Annotated in this window: 17 protein-coding genes and 1 tRNA gene; 13 read left to right on the top strand and 5 right to left on the bottom strand. The window is 45.5% G+C overall.

Features of this window, described 5'->3' with window-relative positions; genetic code table 11:
* Window positions 1–44: 44 nt before the first annotated feature.
* The gene (locus L990_RS04460; protein WP_047445928.1) at window positions 45–962 is read left to right on the top strand and encodes an alpha/beta hydrolase; all 918 of its coding nucleotides are present in this window, start codon (window positions 45–47) and stop codon (window positions 960–962) included.
* Between the two features lie 67 nt (window positions 963–1,029).
* Window positions 1,030–2,118: an alpha/beta hydrolase family protein gene (locus L990_RS04455; RefSeq protein ID WP_047445926.1), complete on the top strand. Its 1,089-nt coding sequence runs from the start codon at window positions 1,030–1,032 to the stop codon at window positions 2,116–2,118.
* 221 nt (window positions 2,119–2,339) lie between these two features.
* Here L990_RS04455 and L990_RS04450 read toward each other — a convergent pair whose 3' ends face one another.
* Both L990_RS04450 and L990_RS04445 read right to left on the bottom strand, forming a co-directional pair.
* Complete coding sequence (locus L990_RS04450) at window positions 2,340–4,475, bottom strand: Tex family protein (protein WP_047445925.1); 2,136 nt, start codon at window positions 4,473–4,475, stop codon at window positions 2,340–2,342.
* A gap of 559 nt (window positions 4,476–5,034) precedes the next feature.
* Window positions 5,035–6,354: an anaerobic C4-dicarboxylate transporter family protein gene (locus tag L990_RS04445; protein WP_047445923.1), complete on the bottom strand. Its 1,320-nt coding sequence runs from the start codon at window positions 6,352–6,354 to the stop codon at window positions 5,035–5,037.
* 161 nt (window positions 6,355–6,515) lie between these two features.
* Between L990_RS04445 and L990_RS04440 the strand changes: the two genes are divergently transcribed.
* From L990_RS04440 to L990_RS04415, 6 genes are all read left to right on the top strand, one after another.
* Window positions 6,516–6,602: transfer RNA gene (locus tag L990_RS04440), tRNA-Ser, on the top strand.
* A 419-nt stretch (window positions 6,603–7,021) separates the two neighbouring features.
* Window positions 7,022–7,603, top strand: coding sequence for an RNA polymerase sigma factor (locus L990_RS04435; protein ID WP_052180728.1), 582 nt, complete (start codon window positions 7,022–7,024; stop codon window positions 7,601–7,603).
* A gap of 57 nt (window positions 7,604–7,660) precedes the next feature.
* A complete protein-coding gene (locus L990_RS04430; RefSeq protein WP_156121341.1) occupies window positions 7,661–8,071 on the top strand; it encodes an anti-sigma factor family protein in 411 nt (136 codons plus the stop codon).
* A 1-nt stretch (window position 8,072) separates the two neighbouring features.
* Window positions 8,073–8,630 (top strand): Spy/CpxP family protein refolding chaperone, encoded by a 558-nt coding sequence (locus tag L990_RS04425; protein ID WP_047445918.1) that lies wholly within the window; start codon window positions 8,073–8,075, stop codon window positions 8,628–8,630.
* A 95-nt stretch (window positions 8,631–8,725) separates the two neighbouring features.
* Window positions 8,726–9,052 carry a hypothetical protein gene (locus tag L990_RS04420; protein ID WP_052180727.1) on the top strand — a complete coding sequence of 109 codons (327 nt, stop codon included), beginning with the start codon at window positions 8,726–8,728 and terminating at the stop codon, window positions 9,050–9,052.
* 78 nt (window positions 9,053–9,130) lie between these two features.
* The gene (locus tag L990_RS04415) at window positions 9,131–9,853 is read left to right on the top strand and encodes a DUF2202 domain-containing protein (RefSeq protein ID WP_052180726.1); all 723 of its coding nucleotides are present in this window, start codon (window positions 9,131–9,133) and stop codon (window positions 9,851–9,853) included.
* Between the two features lie 130 nt (window positions 9,854–9,983).
* Here the strand turns inward: L990_RS04415 and L990_RS04410 are convergent, their stop codons facing one another.
* On the bottom strand, window positions 9,984–10,607 hold the full coding sequence (locus tag L990_RS04410; RefSeq protein WP_047446129.1) for a Crp/Fnr family transcriptional regulator: 624 nt from the start codon (window positions 10,605–10,607) through the stop codon (window positions 9,984–9,986).
* A gap of 212 nt (window positions 10,608–10,819) precedes the next feature.
* Between L990_RS04410 and L990_RS04405 the strand changes: the two genes are divergently transcribed.
* From L990_RS04405 to L990_RS04385, 5 genes are all read left to right on the top strand, one after another.
* Entirely contained in the window at window positions 10,820–12,151 is a 1,332-nt protein-coding gene (locus L990_RS04405; protein ID WP_047445916.1) for a TolC family protein, read from the top strand.
* A 33-nt stretch (window positions 12,152–12,184) separates the two neighbouring features.
* The gene (locus L990_RS04400) at window positions 12,185–13,285 is read left to right on the top strand and encodes an efflux RND transporter periplasmic adaptor subunit (protein WP_047446127.1); all 1,101 of its coding nucleotides are present in this window, start codon (window positions 12,185–12,187) and stop codon (window positions 13,283–13,285) included.
* A gap of 6 nt (window positions 13,286–13,291) precedes the next feature.
* Window positions 13,292–16,486 carry an efflux RND transporter permease subunit gene (locus L990_RS04395; RefSeq protein ID WP_047445914.1) on the top strand — a complete coding sequence of 1,065 codons (3,195 nt, stop codon included), beginning with the start codon at window positions 13,292–13,294 and terminating at the stop codon, window positions 16,484–16,486.
* An 87-nt stretch (window positions 16,487–16,573) separates the two neighbouring features.
* Window positions 16,574–16,891 carry a hypothetical protein gene (locus L990_RS04390; RefSeq protein ID WP_047445912.1) on the top strand — a complete coding sequence of 106 codons (318 nt, stop codon included), beginning with the start codon at window positions 16,574–16,576 and terminating at the stop codon, window positions 16,889–16,891.
* Between the two features lie 11 nt (window positions 16,892–16,902).
* Complete coding sequence (locus L990_RS04385) at window positions 16,903–17,559, top strand: TetR/AcrR family transcriptional regulator (protein ID WP_047445910.1); 657 nt, start codon at window positions 16,903–16,905, stop codon at window positions 17,557–17,559.
* Window positions 17,560–17,697: 138 nt separating this feature from the next.
* On the opposite strand, the gene L990_RS04380 is transcribed toward L990_RS04385, so the two are convergent.
* Window positions 17,698–18,747, bottom strand: a complete 1,050-nt coding sequence (locus L990_RS04380) for a 4Fe-4S dicluster domain-containing protein (protein ID WP_047445909.1) — start codon at window positions 18,745–18,747, stop codon at window positions 17,698–17,700.
* Window positions 18,747–19,025: a winged helix-turn-helix domain-containing protein gene (locus L990_RS04375; RefSeq protein WP_047445908.1), complete on the bottom strand. Its 279-nt coding sequence runs from the start codon at window positions 19,023–19,025 to the stop codon at window positions 18,747–18,749. The genes L990_RS04380 and L990_RS04375 overlap by 1 nt, the downstream gene beginning before the upstream one ends.
* Window positions 19,026–19,035 lie beyond the last annotated feature (10 nt).

The following is a 19,035-nucleotide window of genomic DNA, read 5'->3' as shown; positions in this document are numbered from 1 at the left end:
TTGTTTATAAGATTAACTTACTTCATCGAATTAAACGATTGCGCATGAGCTACAGCATAGAAACCATCCAGCAGACCCCAGATTACGAAGGGCAGGTTGTTACCACCATCATATCGAAAAAGGCAGAAGAGCCAACCCAAAAGGCCGTGCTATACGTGCATGGTTTTATCGACTACTTTTTTCAAGATCACATGGCCGACGCCTTTACCAGCAGCGGCATCAACTTTTACGCCATCGACCTGCGCAAGTACGGGCGTTCGTTACTACCACATCAGCACCCCAACTACTGCCGCGATATTACCGAATACTTCGAAGATATCGATCGAGCTATCGAACAAATTACTGCTGACGGAAACAACCAGCTGGCCCTGCTAGGCCACTCCACGGGTGGCCTTATAACCTCTTTATACGCCGCAAAAGGAGCTTACGCAGCTAAAATCGACGTGCTGGTACTCAACAGCCCCTTCTTCGAGTTTAACGTTAGCCCATTTTCGAAGCTCGCGCTGCTGGTTGTGTCATCCATCCTAAAGCCGTTTCCCTACCTCAGCCTAAAGGGTGTGCTATCGCCGCTTTACGCCCAAAGCGTTCACAAAGATTTTAAGGGCGAGTGGGATTTCAACCTCGATTGGAAACCCATAGAAGGTTTTCCTTCGTACTATCGATGGATGAACGCCATCTGGCGAGGCCATCAGCAGGTACAAAAGGGACTGCTGCTACAGTGTCCGGTGCTGGTAATGCACGCCCAACGCTCGTCTAAACCCAAGGAGTGGAACAACGACATCCAACAAACCGACACCGTGCTAAACGTAAAGCACATCAAAAAGTACGGAAAAAGGTTGGGCAAATCGGTTAGCTTTTTTGAGGTTCCCAACGGCATGCACGACCTAACACTTGCCCACAAGCAGGTGCGAGAGATGGTTCTTTCGTACATGACATCGTGGATCGGCGAAAAGCTGCGCTAGCATCAAATTACGGTTGCCAGTGTAGCACTTTTTTGTAGCTTTAGGGCATCATCTAACTACTCGATCTATGAAACCACTAAAGCTACTTACCCTTGCGACCTGCTCGGTCTTCTGTCTGGGCGCTTCGGCTCAAGATTCGAACCTCCTCCGCAAGCAGGTTGACAGCCTTAAAAGCATTATTCAGGACTACGAGCATCGATTTGATGTCCTTGAGAAAAAAATTGACGACAACCAGTGGTTTATCCGCCTTAAGGATGTGGCCTTTGTCGACAAGGTGTTCATCTACGGTCCACCCAACGCCAATGCAAAGGACACCACGAAGGTTGGCGCCACCAATCCCGTAAAGTTCTACAGCTACGTTTTTATTCCCAAGGGGATTGATGCCTCCAAAAAATATCCCCTAATCGTTCTCCCACACGGAGGCGTACATGCCGATTTCACCACCTACCACTACCACATCATCAGGGAGCTGCTGGCGCAAAAGTACATTGTGGTGGCACCCGAGTACCGCGGCAGCACAGGCTACGGCAAGTCATTTTGGCAGCTGATAGATTACGGCGGACGCGAGGTGGACGACGTGGAGGCATCGCGCCAGTATATGGTGGAGAACTACGACTTTGTAGACCCCTCAAGGGTGGGTATCGTGGGATGGAGCCACGGCGGAATGATTGCCATGAACTGCCTATACCGCTTCCCCACCAAGTACAAGGTGGCCTTTGCGGGCGTTCCCGTTTCCGACCTTATCCTACGACTGAGCTACTCCGAGCCCAGCTACGCCAAGCTATTTTCGGCCAGCTACCATATTGGGAAAACCATTGCCGAAGACTCGGCCGAGTATAAGCGCCGATCTCCAGCCTTCAACGCGCACCTGATGCCCAACGTGCCGCTGCTGATCCACACCAACACCAACGACGACGATGTGCACGTGGAAGAGGTCAAAACCCTTATTGCCGCGTTAAAGAAGGAGAATAAGAAGTTCGAGTATGAAATATTCCAACGCTTCCCCGGGGGGCACTCATTCGACCGAATTGATGGAAAGAAAAATCGGGAGATTCGCCTACGCATCTGGAAGTTTATAGACAAGTCGCTCAACGCCCCTGTAAAGATTAAAACGCTACAGGACATGTCTAAGGCGGCATACCTTCCGGCCGAATAGAAAATAACCAGTGCTACCACCGCGCCAGCGACCCGTATAAACAAGGAGCGCAACCGTAGCTGGTTGCGCTCCTTCGCATATTTCTCTCAATGCAGCCGTAATTTTATAATATTGCTGTCACAGTAGTACGAATACAGCTATAATTCTACAACATTGAGATTTCTGCCTTTGCCAACCACACAAAAAAAGAGCGTGGCCTACAAAGCCACGCTCCTGCTATCTTAAAGCCCCTTCATCGAGAGCTGTACTCTTTTTCGAGCCTTATCTACCTCAACCACCTTAACCGTAACGTGCTGATGGAGCTTAACCACATCCAGCGGGTTGCTTACGTAGCGATCGGCCAGCTGCGAAATATGCACCAGCCCATCCTGCTTAACGCCCACGTCGACAAACGCCCCAAAGTTGGTGATGTTGGTTACGATGCCCGGAAGCATCATCCCCTCCCTCAGGTCGTCAATGGTGTGAATATCGGGCGCAAACTCGAACACCTTAGCTGCCGTACGCGGGTCGCGCCCCGGCTTAGCCAGCTCCTGCATAATATCGTTAAGGGTAGGTAGCCCCACCTTATCGTCGACATACTTGGTAGGCTGAATCGATTTGCGCAGCGGCTCATTGGCCAGCAGATCCTTTACGGTACAGCCCAAATCCTTGGCAATCTTCTCCACCACGTAGTAGGCTTCGGGGTGAACCGCCGAGTTGTCCAACGGATTCTTGGCGTTGTCGATGCGCAGAAAGCCCGCACACTGCTCAAACGCCTTTGGTCCCAATTTGGGAACCTTTTTCAGTTCGGCACGGGTGGCAAATGGGCCATTTTCGGCCCGATAGTCAACGATCCCTTGCGCCAGCTTTGGCCCCAAGCCCGACACGTAGGTAAGCAGGTGCTTGCTGGCTGTGTTGACGTTAACCCCCACACTGTTCACGCAGCTCTCCACCACCACATCTAGGCTTTTCTTGAGTTTACCCTGATCCACATCGTGCTGGTACTGCCCCACCCCAATAGATTTGGGATCGATCTTAACCAGCTCGGCCAAGGGGTCCATCAAACGGCGACCAATAGATACTGCCCCACGAACCGTTACATCGTAATCCGGAAACTCCTCGCGCGCAGTTGGCGATGCCGAGTAGATCGATGCGCCATCCTCGCTCACCACAAATACCTGCACCTCATGCGGAAAGTGAATACGCTTAATGAACGACTCCGTTTCGCGGCTGGCCGTTCCGTTGCCAATCGCAATCGCGTCAATTTTATAGGCATCCACCAGCGAGCTAATCTTCTTAATGGCGGTAGATGTTTCATTTTGTGGCTGATGCGGATATATTGTTTCGTTGTGTGCTAAATTCCCTTGTTTATCAAGGCAAACCACCTTACAGCCTGTCCGGAATCCTGGGTCGATAGCCAGCACAGATTTCTGTCCCAGCGGCGATGCGAGCAGCAGCTGGCGTAGGTTTTCGGCAAATACGCGGATGGCCTCCTCGTCAGCCTTCTCCTTCGATACGCCCATAAACTCTGTTTCGATAGATGGCCCCAGCAAACGCTTGTAGCTATCCTCAACGGCATCCTGTACGATTTCGGCGGCAGGCGAATCGTTGCGAACAAACAGTTTATCCAGCTCCTCGATGGCCACATCGCCATCGGGACCAAGGCTGATTTTTAGGACTCCCTCATCCTGTCCGCGACGCATGGCCATCAAACGGTGCGAGGCGCAGCGTCTTAGCGGTTCGGAAAAGGCAAAGTAGTCGGAGTATTTGGCACCTTCTACCTCCTTACCCTTCACCACCTTTGCCGAGATAATGGCATCGCTGCTAAAGATACGGCGCATGGCATTACGTGCCTTAGGGCTCTCGCTCACCCACTCGGCAATGATATCCTTTGCCCCTTCAATGGCCTCTTCGGCGCTCTCCACGGCATCGTTAACAAAACGATGGGCAATACCCTCCACATCACCATAGTTCTGCTTCATGATGGTAGCAGCAAGCGGCTCCAGCCCCTTCTCCTTGGCAATGGTTGCACGTGTACGGCGCTTCTGCTTATAGGGAAGATACAAATCTTCCAGTTCCGAGAGCACATAGCTGGTCTCTATCTTCTGCTTCAACTCATCGGTGAGCTTGCCCTGCTCCTCTATCGATTTTAAAATGGTTTCACGACGTTTTTCAACCTCATCGAGCTTCGATTTTTGCTCGGAAATAGCCCCAACAGCCACCTCGTCCAAGGTGCCAGTGCGCTCCTTACGGTAGCGGCTGATAAAAGGTATGGTTGCTCCTTCCGACAGCAGCGACAGGGTATTCTCCACCTGCCACCTCTGCAACCCAAGTGCGCTCGCAATCAGGCTAACGTGCTTCTCGTTGATATCTGACATCTACTACAATAATTTGAACTCAATTTTACCAAGATTTATCGACAATCCCAAGAGCGAAGGACGCCGGCAAGGGTGATCAACAATAAATGTTACATTTCCCCGTTTTACTTAGGTCAGATGCTTTGAACCAGCATTTACATCATGCACAAAAAAATTGGGGAGTACTCATCGTAACTCCCCAATGCTATTTTTGAAGGCTTTCCTTCATCTTTAAAACAGTTAAGCTTAGTATTTCTCGATACGGTATTACAAATAAGGACATCGAGAAGGTGTTAAATGGTCAGTATCTTGAAGCGCCCTTAGCAGCGCAAATATTTCGTATCCGATCTAACTTGTACTTCGCAAAGATTAATTCTTTTTTAACCTTAAAAAAGAACGTAAACATTATTTAATATTTGTATTAAAAACAATATCTACCATCACCACTACTAGCAAGCACATTAACACCAACACTAAAAAATCACCAACAGCTAACTAAAGCACAACACCACTTCATTACGAATATGCTGGACATAAAAAGACACCTCCCATTGCCTAGGAGGTGCCTTTCTGCTATATTCTAGAAAATGATACTTGTAAGAAGAAGCCCTATTGCAACAGCAACAACTGTAGCAACCAAGCCCGGAATCATAAAGCTGTGGTTTAGCACCCAACGCCCAATTCGGGTTGTCCCCGTTCTATCAAAGTTGATGGCAGCCACAATGGTTGGATAGTTTGGTATAAAGAAGTAGCCGTTAACCGACGGAAACATCCCAATCATTGAGGCGGCAGGAATGCCCAGGCCCAACCCAAATGGCACCAGCGCACGTACCGTGGCAGCCTGACTGTACAAAAGGATAGAAAGCACAAACAGCGCAAAAGAGAAAAGCCAAGGATAAGCAGTAACCATAGACTTAAGACCAGCCTCCAAAAATGGCATGTTGCCCTTAAAGAAGGTATCACCCATCCACGCAATACCAAATATGGCAATTACGGCCTGTACCCCTGCAATAAATACCGATCCTTTTACGGTTTTGTCAACAGATGCTTTGCAAAATAGTAAAATGGCTGCAGCAATGGATAGCATTATCACTTCAATGGCCTCTGGCATGCCAAGCATCGTTTTTACCCCATTACTCTCCCACGATGGACGAAGGCTCTCAACCGAACCAAACAGCACAATAAGTATGGTTCCCAAAAGAAATAGGTAAACAGAAAGCTTCGCTGTAAATGGAATAACCACCTCGTGATCGGGCTTCTTTGCTAGAAAAGAAAATGAGCCATCTTCCAACTTTGCCAGAAACTCCGGATCCTTATCGAGCTCCTTACCCATGCGCGAGGCAAACAGCGCACCAGCAAACACTCCTACCAACGTAGAAGGAATTGCAACCATTAAAATATCGGTAAGCGTATAGCCAAAAGGCGAAAGCATTCCCAATAGCGCCACCGTAGCAGCCGAAATTGGGCTTGCAGTTATCCCCTGCTGCGATGCAATAACTGCTATAGACATGGGCCTCTCGGGACGAACACGAGTGTCGGTTGCCACCTCTGCAATTACAGGCAGTACGGAATACGACACATGCCCTGTACCTGCAACAATCGTAAACAGGTAGGTTACCAATGGTCCGTAGAAGGTTATCTGCTTTGGATTCTTACGGAGCATCTTTTCTGCCAAATGCACCAGATAGTCGAGCCCACCTGCGGCCTGTAGCGCTCCTGCTGCAGTAACGACCGCAACAATCATCAGCATCACATCCACCGGAGGTACCGAGGGTTGCAAACCAAATACAAAGACAAGCACGGCTAAACCTAGCGCACCCATCACTCCAAGCCCTATACCTCCGATACGGGCTCCTAAAAATATTGCCAATAGAACAACTAAAAGCTCCAACCAAAACATAGCGGTAGATATTTCATTAAAATTGTGACAAATATACAACAAGGCAGATACGGAAATGCTCATTTTTATGCCATAAAGATCACAAAGAAGATTACAAAAGTAGTTGTAGTTTTTTTTGTTTTAGAGGACATCGGTAGATGGAAATCACTACTTTTGTCCTCGGAGAGATGCCAGAGTGGTCGAATGGGCCTGACTCGAAATCAGGTGTACTGCTTGCAGTACCGGGGGTTCGAATCCCTTTCTCTCCGCTCAACAAAAAATCAAAGCGCTCCAAAACCCTGCAAATCATAGAATTTGCAGGGTTTTGTATTTTTATCAAATTCAATAAAAAACATCATTTCCCAATCTTCAAGCCACAAATTCGGTGCGTCATTTTTTATCGCCCTATTTTAACACACCGAATGGAAAATGAAAACAAATGAAAACAAACGAAGCGATGCAGATATGTTCCAACAAAACACCTCTATATATTATTTGTTTGTAGTGCTTTTACTCTGTTTATACACATTTCTTTCAAACAATCCTGTAAAGATGCTTAACCTACTAGCATTTGATCGCAGTTCAAGGGATAAAAGACTCTTGTTTCCTTTTGAAAAAAAATGGTAGCAGCACCGTAGGAAATTCCCGCCAATTGTTTCTAAATTGGTAAATCAATTGAAACTTTACGATGATATTAATGCAGGAGGCAGAAATGGTACAACGGATAGTAGAGGGAGAGCAGGAGCTCTTTACCGAGCTGGTACGTGTGCACCAAACCTTGGTTTTCCGAACCTGCATGGGGCTTACACATAGCAAGGAGGATGCAGAAGATCTCACCCAGGAAGTATTTATCAGCGCCTACCTGCAGTTGGATCGCTTTAAGAACGAATCGAAGCTATCTACCTGGCTCTACCGTATGGCCGTAAACGCCTCGCTCAATCACATTCGCAGCAGCAAGAAACGGAGCATTTTTCAGCGTATCGAAGTTTTTTTTACCCGAGAAAAGACGGAGGTGACGCCAGTAGCCCTTCCCGTTACCGACAATCCCGAGCGGCAGCTTATTGCTGCCCAAGAGAGCAAGGCCATAGAGCGGGCCATAGATGCACTACCCGAAAAACAGCGAGTCGCTTTTACCCTAAGCCGGTACGACGAACTACCGCAGGCCGAGATAGCCGCCATCATGGGTATCAGCGAAGGAGCCATAGAGCAGCTACTACAGCGGGCAAAAGCCAACCTCCGAAAAAAGCTGACTATCTACTATAAAAAATAGAAGTACCCGTAGGATTTCCCTCAAAATGGTTACTAACATTATAAAAAGAGACCGACAATGACCTGTAAAGAATGCATACAACACTTAGATCGATTTAATGGCAGCACAATGCAGATGCACTCCAACCAAGTTATTGAGCATTTAAGCAGCTGCCAAAGTTGTGCTGCCGCCTACAGAGCCATGCAGGCTGTAGATGCCTACGTCGATAGCCAGCAACAAATGCAGCCATCTACTTTTCTAGCCGCAAGAGTAATGGCCCAAGTGGCTAAGCAACCAATCAGAAAGCCCCTACATGTAAGCAGGGTTAGGCCGCTGATGCTGGCCGCATCTGTTGCAGCAACCATTGTGCTAGGAATTGTGGTAGGGAACCTATTCAAAGCCCAAACACATACGGTCTCCAGCACCAACGAAATGGCCATAATCGACGATTCGCACTTAGAATCCATCTCACTTCTAACCTCCGAATAGTATGAAAACGACAAACAATAAAACCCTAATATGGATTATAGCGCTGCTCGCTATTTTCAACGTAACCACATTGGTAACCATTGGTTTTCACCTTTACCAGTCGCGATATACAACGGCAACGGCCTATTCCAGCAAGCAACAACCCGCAGAAGAGATACAGTATAACGGCCGATTTTTCAAATATTCCCTCAACCTCACATCCGACCAGATGGAGCAGTTTAGGATAGTTAATAGAACCTTTAGAGGCGACGTAAACTCCATAAACGAGAGGCTAAACAAGCTGCGAAAAAGCATGATGCAAAACATGTCGAGCTCTTCGCCTGATACCTTACGGCTCAACAGCATAGCCGATTCTATCGGAGAGCAGCATGCCCGCCTAAAAAAGGAGACCTACCGCTACTATCTCGGCATCAAGGCAATCTGTACCCCTCAACAGCAAACTACGCTTAAGGGAATATTTCAAACAATACTTGGCACCGAATCCTCGGTGAGCTGCCGCGGGAAAGAACAAGGAGAGGGCAAACATCAGCATTGCCTTAGAGGTAGCACTACCAAATAACCTTTAGCATTAAGAAGTTGTATTCACATCTTCTGCCTAATTCTAGGCAGAACGGCCATAGGTATGCACATTTACTAACATCAAAATAAAACAAAATGAAAACAAAACTTTTTTTTGCAGTGCTTGCAATAGCTGCTTTTGCCGCAGTAGCCAACGCTCAGGATACAAAAAAATCAGAACCTCAAAAGGCTAACGGGCCAGCTTATGTTGATAAAAACGGCAACGGCACCTGCGACAACTTCGAGAATGGAACCTCCAACCGGGCAAAACACAAAGGTCAGGGTATCGGGCAAGGGAGAAAGGGTGGTAAGTGCGACGGCGCTGGCCACATGCGCAACGGCAAAGGTAAAGGCAAAGGCGCCAACTATACCGATAAAGATGGTAATGGAGTATGCGACAATCTCGATGCTCGTCAAAAGTAAATCTTAGACATTTCAATTGCAGTAGGGATAAGGAAAACAAATCCTTATCCCTCATAAACATCATTAAAAATCGAAAAGATGAAAGCAGCAGTACATTTTCTAGCATTGGCAGCACTAATGGCAACCGGAAGCACCTTTGCCAGCTGCGATAGAAACTCTGATGTCAGCACAGAATCAAATGTACCTGTACTCGACGTTAAAAGCGAAGTCACCAGCTTTGCTCTCGGTGCCAACCTTACAGGAGTACTCCCCCCATCACCTCCAGCAACCCCCTCCGAGGCGGATATGCTTACCTATATGAAGGAGGAAGAAAAGCTGGCTAAGGATGTTTACACAACCCTAAACGCCAAGTGGAACGTCCAAATATTTACCAATATAGCCAACGCAGAGGCCACCCATATCAACGCCGTTGTAGGTTTAATGGAGCACCTAGGACTATCCAACACCTCTCTGTCACCCGTTGGAGAATTCCAAAATCCAGAATTTACCAACCTATATAATCAGCTGGTAGCGCAGGGCTCTATCTCGCTAACCGAAGCCTATAAGGTGGGAGCTTTAATTGAGGATAAGGATATATCTGATTTGAATGCCGACATGCAAAAGACCGCTAATGCCAGCATTCTGCTCGTATTCGACAACCTTAAGAGAGCTTCGGCCAACCACCTGAGAGCGTTTACCAAGCAGCTAACAGTTTTAGGAATCACCTACACCCCAAAATTTATCGACCAAACCACCTATGCTCAGATAATAGCCACTCCGATGGAGCAAGGGAAACAATACAGAAAAATAAACGGCCAATAGCATTATCATCGGCCATCTATTTAAACTGTAAGAAACAAACAGTAAAAGAGGTATTCCTCCTGCAACAAATGCATACGGAATACCTCTTTTATATTATAGCAGGGAAACAAACTGCAATGAATAGTAGCCTCTACCCCCCTTTTTTATCCTCAGCAACCAAAATGGTGTTTCGCCCAAGCTTAACCAACCCTTTCTGCTCCATCGTACGCAACAAACGGCTAATAACCTCCCTATGGGTATGCATCTCGTCTGCGATCTGCTTGTGCGTTATATTAAGCAAGCGGCTTTTTTTTGCCTTAGCCCGCTGCTCTAGGTAGTTATAAAGCTGCTTATCCATATTGCTAAAGGCTATAAGATCAATAACGTTAATCAGCTCGTTGAATCGAAAACCGAAGGTGCCATTTATGAAGTATTTCCACTCAGGATATTTTAGCCACGAATCTACCATATTTACAGGAATCTGAACCACCTCTGTATCCTCCTCGGCCACAATCTTTATCATGCTTTTCCCGCCTGTTTGGCAGCAGTTGATAGACATGGCACAGGTTTGACCTGGGTAAAGGTGATACAAGAAGAATTCACCACCATCATCGTTTACCTTAAGTATACGCAACACCCCCTGAACAATTATAGGAAGAAAGACTATCTCATTCCCTGGCGATAGCACTACATCTTCAGCACTAAACCGCTTTATTCTCGACAGCTTATTTATCTCCGCTAGCAGCTCGCTATCCGTAAATATAGATTCTAGCATAACGTAAAATAGGGTTTCATTACGCACATAAAAATAGGGAAAACTAACGAACAAAAGCATCCCAAGCATTTTTTGATATGGAACAATTGTTCCTAACCGTAAAGTTTCACCTCCGTAATTTTGCAGCACATTGGGATAGAATGAAAATAATGATTTATAAAACAAACATTTCCGTTCCAAAAACTTTTTCACTATAGGAAACAACAAAAACAATGATAAGAAAAGCAACTTTACGGACAATCAAGGTAGGCATAGGAACCCTACTAATCACCTTTTCGCCCAAGGTTAATGGGCAAACATCCTCAATAACGCTAGATGAAGCCATTCTACGTGCTCTAAAAAACAGCAAAGAGCTACAAATAGCCGCTATCGAGGAGAAGGTGGCAAAAGAACAGCATAGGCAAACCTTAGCCATCTACCTGCCTCAGGTGAGCGCTTCATATTCAGCATTTGCCACCGACAATCCCCTAAATGCCTTTGGATTTAAGCTGCAGCAGCAAAGTATCACAGCCAACGATTTTAACCCAACGTTACTGAATCATCCTTCCAACTCATACAACGCGGTTGCCATGCTCGAGGTCAAGCAGCCGATTCTCAATGTTGACATGATCTACCAGCGAAAAGCGGCAGACAGACAGTCGGTGCTCTACAAATATAAAGCACGACGAACACAGGAGTATATCACCTTCGAAGTTCAAAAAGCATTCATGCAGCTGCAGTTTGCCTATCAAGCACAAATAGTTGTAAAAGATGCGCTGTCAACCGCCCAGTCCGCATACAACTTCACAGAAAATAGGGACAAGCAAGGGCTACTCCAAAAATCTGACCTCCTAAATGCGCAAGTACAAGTTACCACCCTCGAAGCAAAAGTTGCCGAAGCAAACAGCACCATTCAAAACGCCTCCGACTATCTGGATCTCTTTCTTGGAGCCACCTCTAGTACAACCTACAGCCCCATCGGCGAATGGGAAAACGCCCCAAACAACGGTAGCACGCAGCTATCTGATAACCGTGCCGACTTTATCGCGCTATCCAACGCCATAGAGGCCTCACAAATGACCGTAAAATCGAGCCAAGCAAACTTTTTACCTCGCATAAATGCATTTGCATCCTATCAGTACAACAATCCAAACCTTAAAAATCTCGGGTCGGGCTCCTACCTTACTGGCGTACAACTTTCATGGAACATTTTTAATGGATTACAGACTCGACATCAAATAAACGAAAGACGTTTTACAACCAACAAGCTAGAAGTTCAACTTGCTCAACAAAAAGAACAGGCCGCATTTGAGGTTGCCAAAACGCAAAGAGGCATAAACGATGCCAAAACCAAGATTATTCAGCAAAAAAAAGCCGTAGAGCAATCGGAGGAATCCTTACGCATTCTTCGCAACAGGTACGAAAAGGGGTTGGTAAATACGACAGACATCCTGCAAGCACAATCACAGTTAGCCCAACAACAGCTCAACCTTCAGCAGGCTATTCTAGAACGAAATATCACCCAAGCGTACCTTCTTTTTCTTACGGCCTCTGTTAACAACTAGCATCTCATGCATAAAGTAAAATCAAATATAACAATGAAAGCAAAACTTAGATTCATAGCAGCAATTACCAGTAGCGTTGCTATGGTTGCAGGTATTAGCTCGTGCTCCAATGCTTCGCAGGAGAACACGTCCTCCAAATCCACCCCTATTGCTGTAGAGGTAGGCTATCCTTCGTCCAACCAAAATTCCAACTTCGAGGTTAGCGGAAAAGTGGAAGCAAAACAGGTCGCCAACATCAGCACAAAGCTAATGGGCTATATCACCAAAATACACGCAAAAGTGGGCGACCATGTAGTACAAGGACAACTTCTCGCCTCTATCGAGAGCCAAGATATCCAAGCCAAAAAGGCACAGACACAGGCGATGGTGGCCGAAGCTGATGCCGCATTCTCGAATGCCCAGAAGGATTACGAACGCTTCCAGCAGCTGTATAATCAGCAAAGCGCCTCAACAAAAGAGTTGGAGAACATGAAATTGCAATACACCTCCGCCAAGTCGAGATTAGAGGCAGCCAAACAGATGCGAAACGAGGCTTCGTCAATGCTAACCTACACCCAACTACGCGCTCCTTTCGCAGGAACTGTAACTCAAAAGCTGGCCGACCAAGGCTCTATGGCTTCCCCTGGAATGCCCATTCTTACCGTTGAACAAGAAGGTGTATTTCAAATAAAGGCCATACTACCCGAAAGTTCTATAGGAAATATCAAACAGGGCAACCCTGTTATGGTATTCATTAAGTCGATAAACAAAACTTTTAAAGCCAAGATCGACGAACTAAGCACCTCATCGCTATACTCAGGTGGCCAATACGACATACTGGTTAATGTACCCTCTTCCGAAAAGAGTAACCTATTCTCTGGACAGTACGCCAACGTCACCATAGAAGGAAAACCATCCGCTATTAGCCAAAAAGCGAACCTAATACTAATTCCAGAATCAAGCATCGTTCGTAAGGATCAGCTTACAGGCGTTTATACCATCAGCACTAACGGCACTGCTCTTCTGCGATGGATACGGCTAGGAAAAAGCTACGGATCAAATATCGAAGTCCTATCCGGCGTTGCAGCCAACGAAAAAATCATTGTTCAATCGAATGGAAAGCTTTATAACGGAGCTCCTGTGACGATAAAATAGTACACCATGAAAGAAGGATTATCAGGTCGCATCGCCAGTACCTTTATAAAATCGAAGCTTACCATCCTGCTGATGGTTGCCATAATGGTAGCTGGTGCATACAGCACCTACCTAATACCCAGAGAGGAAGAACCTCAGATATCAATACCTATTGCTGATATCTTTATAGCCTATCCAGGAGCTTCCCCTACTGAAGTAGAAACGAAGGTAGCAGCTCCGCTCGAAAAGGTGGTATCTAACGTCAAGGGCGTAGAGCACGTCTACTCCTCCTCCATGAACGAGCAAACCATGCTAACAGTACAATTCTACGTTGGCGAGGATGTAGAACGCTCGCTAGTGAAGCTCTACAGCGAAATAATGAAGAACATGGATAAGATGCCGCAAGGCATATCCATGCCGCTTATCAAAACACGTTCCATCGACGATGTTCCTGTACTTGGCCTTACCCTATGGAGCGAAAAGTACAGCGACTACGAGCTAAGAAAGCTATCGGAAGTATTGGCTAATGAAATAAAAAAAGTTCGCGATGTTTCGGACATAAAGATTATCGGTGGCAGAAGTCAGGAAGTTAGAATCACCCCCGACAAAGATAAGATGGAAGGTAGCCGGGTGGACATTCTCAGCATAGCCCGTCAGATACAGGCCAGCAATAGCCAACAGTCTTCTGGAACTCTTTTAAAGACTGACACTGCATTCTCTGTTGTCACAGGAAGCTTTCTTGCTAGCGCCGAAGAGGTGGGTAACATTATTGTAGGTGCTAACGGCCAATTTCCTGTTTATCTTAAGCAGATTGCAAACGTAGAAGATGCAGCCTCTACCCCAAGCCAATACGTCTACTTTGGATACGGAAAAGGAGCAGCCGACAGCCTAAGCAAATACCCTTCTGAATACCAAGGCATAACCCTATCCATCGCAAAAAAAGCAGGTGCGGATGCCATGCACCTATCCGATGAGATAATAAACAAAGTAAACTCCCTAAAAAAGGAGCTTATTCCTGACGATGTCCATATTGATATAACCCGCAACTACGGAGAAACGGCTTCCCACAAGGTGTCGGAACTGCTGCTACATCTCTTTATAACCATCGTTATAGTAACGCTATTTGTGATGCTGGCTATGGGATGGAGAGGCGGACTGGTTGTATTCCTTTCTGTTCCCGTTACTTTTGCCTTAACGCTATTTGTATACTACTTCTTGGGGTATACCCTAAACCGTATAACCCTCTTTGCGCTAGTATTCATTACAGGTATTGTAGTGGACGACTCCATCATAATCGCAGAAAACATGCACCGCCACTTTAAAATGCGCAAGCTGCCATTTTATCAGGCGGCAATCTACGCTATCAACGAGGTGGGAAATCCAACAATCCTTGCCACATTTACCGTTGTCGCAGCCATTCTTCCAATGGCGTTTGTAACAGGTATGATGGGGCCTTACATGAGTCCAATGCCAATCGGCGCATCTATTGCCATGATGTTCTCTCTGATAGTTGCCCTAACGCTTACTCCTTATCTTGGCTATGTTTTCCTCAAGCACATATCAAAAAAGGAGAAAAAAGATAGCAGCACGCAACTCGAAGAGTCGCCAATGTACAAACTATACAGGGCCACCATTAATCCCTTACTAGAATCAAGAAAATACCGATGGGTATTCATGGTTGGAACCATCATCGTGCTTATTGGCTCCATGATGCTTTTTTACACCAAAAGTGTAGCACTTAAGATGCTTCCTTTCGATAATAAGAATGAGTTTCAGGTGGTGGTGGATATGCCAGAAGGTACAACGCTTGAGCGTACTGCTGCCGTAACCCGTGAAGTTGCCCAGTATGTCGGCAGCCAACCGCTTGTTAAGAACTATCAAAACTATATTGGCACGGCGGGCCCTATCAGCTTTAATGGCCTTGTTAGACATTACGATCTTCGTAAAGGCGATAACGTAGCAGACATACAAGTAAACCTTATCGACAAATCGGAACGTAGCCTTCAAAGCCACGACATTGCTAAGTCAATGAGACCTTCCATACAGGCAATTGCCAAAAAATACAACGCTAACATCAAGATTGTTGAAGTTCCTCCAGGGCCTCCTGTTTTATCAACAGTAGTGGCCGAGGTGTACGGGCCAGAGTATAGCCAGCAAATAGAAATTGCCCGACAAGTAAAAACACTTTTTGCCAGCACCGAAGGGATGGCTGATATCGACTGGATGGTAGAGGATAACCAGCCGGAATACTTCTTCGATATTGATAAGGAAAAGGCGCTACGAAGTGGGATTGCCCCTGCCCAAATAGTGAGCACCCTTAATGCTGGACTTTCGGGTCAAACGCTTGGGAAGCTAAATAGGCCAGAAAACTTCTCGCCCATTCCCATCCGGTTGCAGCTAGCAGATAGCGACAAGTCGAACTTGGAAGACCTTAAGGGTCTCAAGGTCATGAGCCAAAACGGCAACCTACTCCCTGTTGGAGACTTTGTGACTATTTCCAACAAGATTAAAGATAAAAGCATTTTCCGCAAAGATCAAAAAAGGGTGGTTTACGTTGTTGCTGATATGGCTGGCAAGCTCGAAAGCCCTTTCTATGCCATGACAAAAGTGTCGGAGAAACTAAAAGACATTAAGATTCCAGATGGGTACACCCTAAAGGAAGAGTATAGCCAACAACCAAAAAGCGAAAGTAACTTCAGCCTTAAATGGGATGGCGAATGGCAAATTACCTACGATGTTTTCCGCGATCTAGGAATTGCATTTGTGGTAGCCATTGTAGTTATATACATGCTCATTGTCGGTTGGTTCCAAAACTTTAGAGCCCCCGTCATCATGCTTGCTCCTATTCCGTTATCGCTAATAGGGATAATACTTGGACACTGGATCCTTGGCGCCTACTTTACCGCTACCTCGATGATTGGCTTTATTGCTCTTGCAGGGGTAATGGTAAGAAACTCCGTACTCCTTATCGACTTTATTAACATTAGGCTCAATGAAGGAATATCCCTAAAGCAGTCAATCATAGAATCGGGAGCCGTACGTACAACCCCCATTCTGCTAACTGCAGGATCTGTTGCCCTAGGTGCGATTATCATCCTATTCGATCCCATTTTCCAAGGATTGGCAATCTCCCTAATTGGAGGAACCGTAACCTCCACCTTCCTCACGCTGGTGGTTGTTCCTCTACTATACTACCGAATGGTTAGAAATAAATACCAATAAGTATCTAGAGGGTGCCGCCAACAAAAAATGAATAGCAATCTTACAAACAGGCAGCGCCCTCTATCTTATCCTAAACACACTACAAACATGAAGCTACTAATAATCTCATGCGTTACCGAAGATCAAAAGCAGGTAACCAGCATCCTGAAAAAAGAGGGTGTAAGCATGTACAGCACAATAACAGCAGCCGAATTTGACGATAACCAAACGACCAACCTGAAAGACGGCTGGTTTGGAATTGAGAAGGAGCACACCAGCTCCACCCTATTTGTATGCTTTACCAGCAACGAGAAGGCAGAGGCCACATTTGAGCACATCAATAGATATAACCAAACTCTCTGCGACGAAGATGGCTACCTTATTAAGGCAAACATTGTAGCTGTAGAAAAAAGCAACCTCGAATAAACTAACGGCTAATGAAATCGAAGAAAATTTACTACGTCGAAAAGATAACCCAAATACTATTGAATTCCGCCACCGGGAATCTCAAGGTAGAGGAGATTGTCGAGCAGCTTGGCGTGTCTAAAAAAACGCTATACAACCATTTCGATAGCAAAATGCATCTGGTAGAAAGTGTAATAGACTACCATCTAATGCATAAAATTGGCGAAATACGCGCCAACCTGAGCAGCGAACCAGACCCCATATCTTCATTAATCATGGTAGGGAACGTTATAAAAAAGACCTACAACGATGTCAACTTCTTAATAGAGCAAAGCGGGTTATCCGCAAAAAAGGACGCTCTTTTACAAGTTTATTTGAAGCACCTAGACAATCTTGTAGAAATTGCCCAATTTCTCTTTAAAAAGGGAACCAGCTTATTCATCTTCGAATCCGATCTCAACACCCTGCTTGCAAGCCAAATGTATCTTTCGGGATTAAGCATTACTACCCGATCTAACTGCCTGTTAAAGCCTTCTTTCGAAACGCAACAGCAACAGAATAACGTAATATACTACCTCCTTAAAGGATACTGCACGCCTATTGGCTTAAAAAAACTTAGAGAATGGGTGGATATCCGTGTCCCCTCCTCCAACATCCACATACAGTTGCCCATTACAGCTTCTCTATAACTATCTCATAAATAAAAAGAGAGCACTTTACGGTGCTGTCTTTTTTTATCGCTGTCATTACATAAAAAAGAGGTTGGCCATCGGAATTACTCCGTTCCAACCTCTTTACACTAATAACAGGCAATTAATTATGGGAACTTACTTTGTTTGCTTTAACGCCTCAAAATACATGGCAAATGAGCGGTACAAGAAATGCGTCCATTTACCAAATGGAACAATAATTACAGCCCATTGTACCAGCACCATAAAATGAAACAGGTACATCCAGAAGTTGCTTTCTATAATATCGAAGTCGATAAATAGCCTAACCAGAAATGCCGTAAGTCCCATTAGAAAAAGCCAAACCACAAACATCCAATCTGAAGGTTGTGAATGCTTATTCACCTCTTTATTCTTTTTTATGCGTCCTCCAACAAAATCGAAGGTAACAACAAAAACAACGGTACTCTGAATGTAACCGAGCAAGATTACAAAAAGGTTTTCCGACTTAAACCAATCCAGAAATACCGTTGTGAATAAGAGCGATAGATAACCTACGACTAAGATCAAATGCTCAAACCATCTTTTTTGGTTATCATCGCATCCTAAAGCTCTTTTTTGGGTAAACATATGTACTATAAGATCCTTAAACGCCGTAAGGTAGGTCTTCGTACTAACCGACACTTTCGGTTTCCCTATCACATACCACCACATTCTAACTAGGTTAGGCAGTAGAATAACCGCAAAAACAGTCCCAATAGCAAACATCTCGAAATAATGTCCGAAGTGCATAATCGCATCCTGATTAAAGTTCTGAGAGTAAGCTAATCCGATTACACCTAATGCCGTTATTACCATAGCCGCAATAGAAACAGGTAACGACTTATAGAGTAAGCCTGAGAGCCCTGTCCAGTCGTACTTTGCAGTAAGCCACCGACGTAATGACATCATCAACTCACCTGGATTCGCATTCTGAGGACAATGAGTCGTACACTCTCCACAGTAGTAGCAAAGCCAAGGTTTAAGCGAAGACTTGATATCATCCTGCAATCCCAACGTACTGCAACGAACCATTTCACGAGGGAAAGAGTTCTCTTCGGTAGATAAAGAGCATACCGCAGTACAGTTTCCGCAGTTGTAGCAGGCCGTAAAATCTACGGCTCCATACTTCTCCAGCTCTTTTTTTAATCCAGGTTCTATCTTAGCCATCACCTCTTAATTTTATAGGAATAGTACTCGTCCATATCATCAATCTCTCCTACCTCTAGGAAGCCAAACTTCACCAAAGATGTTACATGGTAGAGCACCTCGTGCTTAGGCATACCTAGCTGTTCTGAAAGCTGAGCAATAGTTTTTTCCTCCTCGGCCATCGCCTCTAGGATGCTTTTCTTTACTCTATTAAACTCTTTGAGATTTTCGATTACCTCAGATGAAGCCTTCCGCTTCTCCCTCATATATTTTACGGTCTTACCTTTTTCAATTTCCATATAATTCGGA

Origin of the sequence: Alistipes sp. ZOR0009, from assembly GCF_000798815.1 — a bacterium.
Classification (GTDB): Bacteria; Bacteroidota; Bacteroidia; order Bacteroidales; family ZOR0009; genus Acetobacteroides.
The sequence above is the reverse complement of the archived record's forward strand: the minus strand, read 5'-3'. Positions and strand labels throughout refer to the sequence as shown.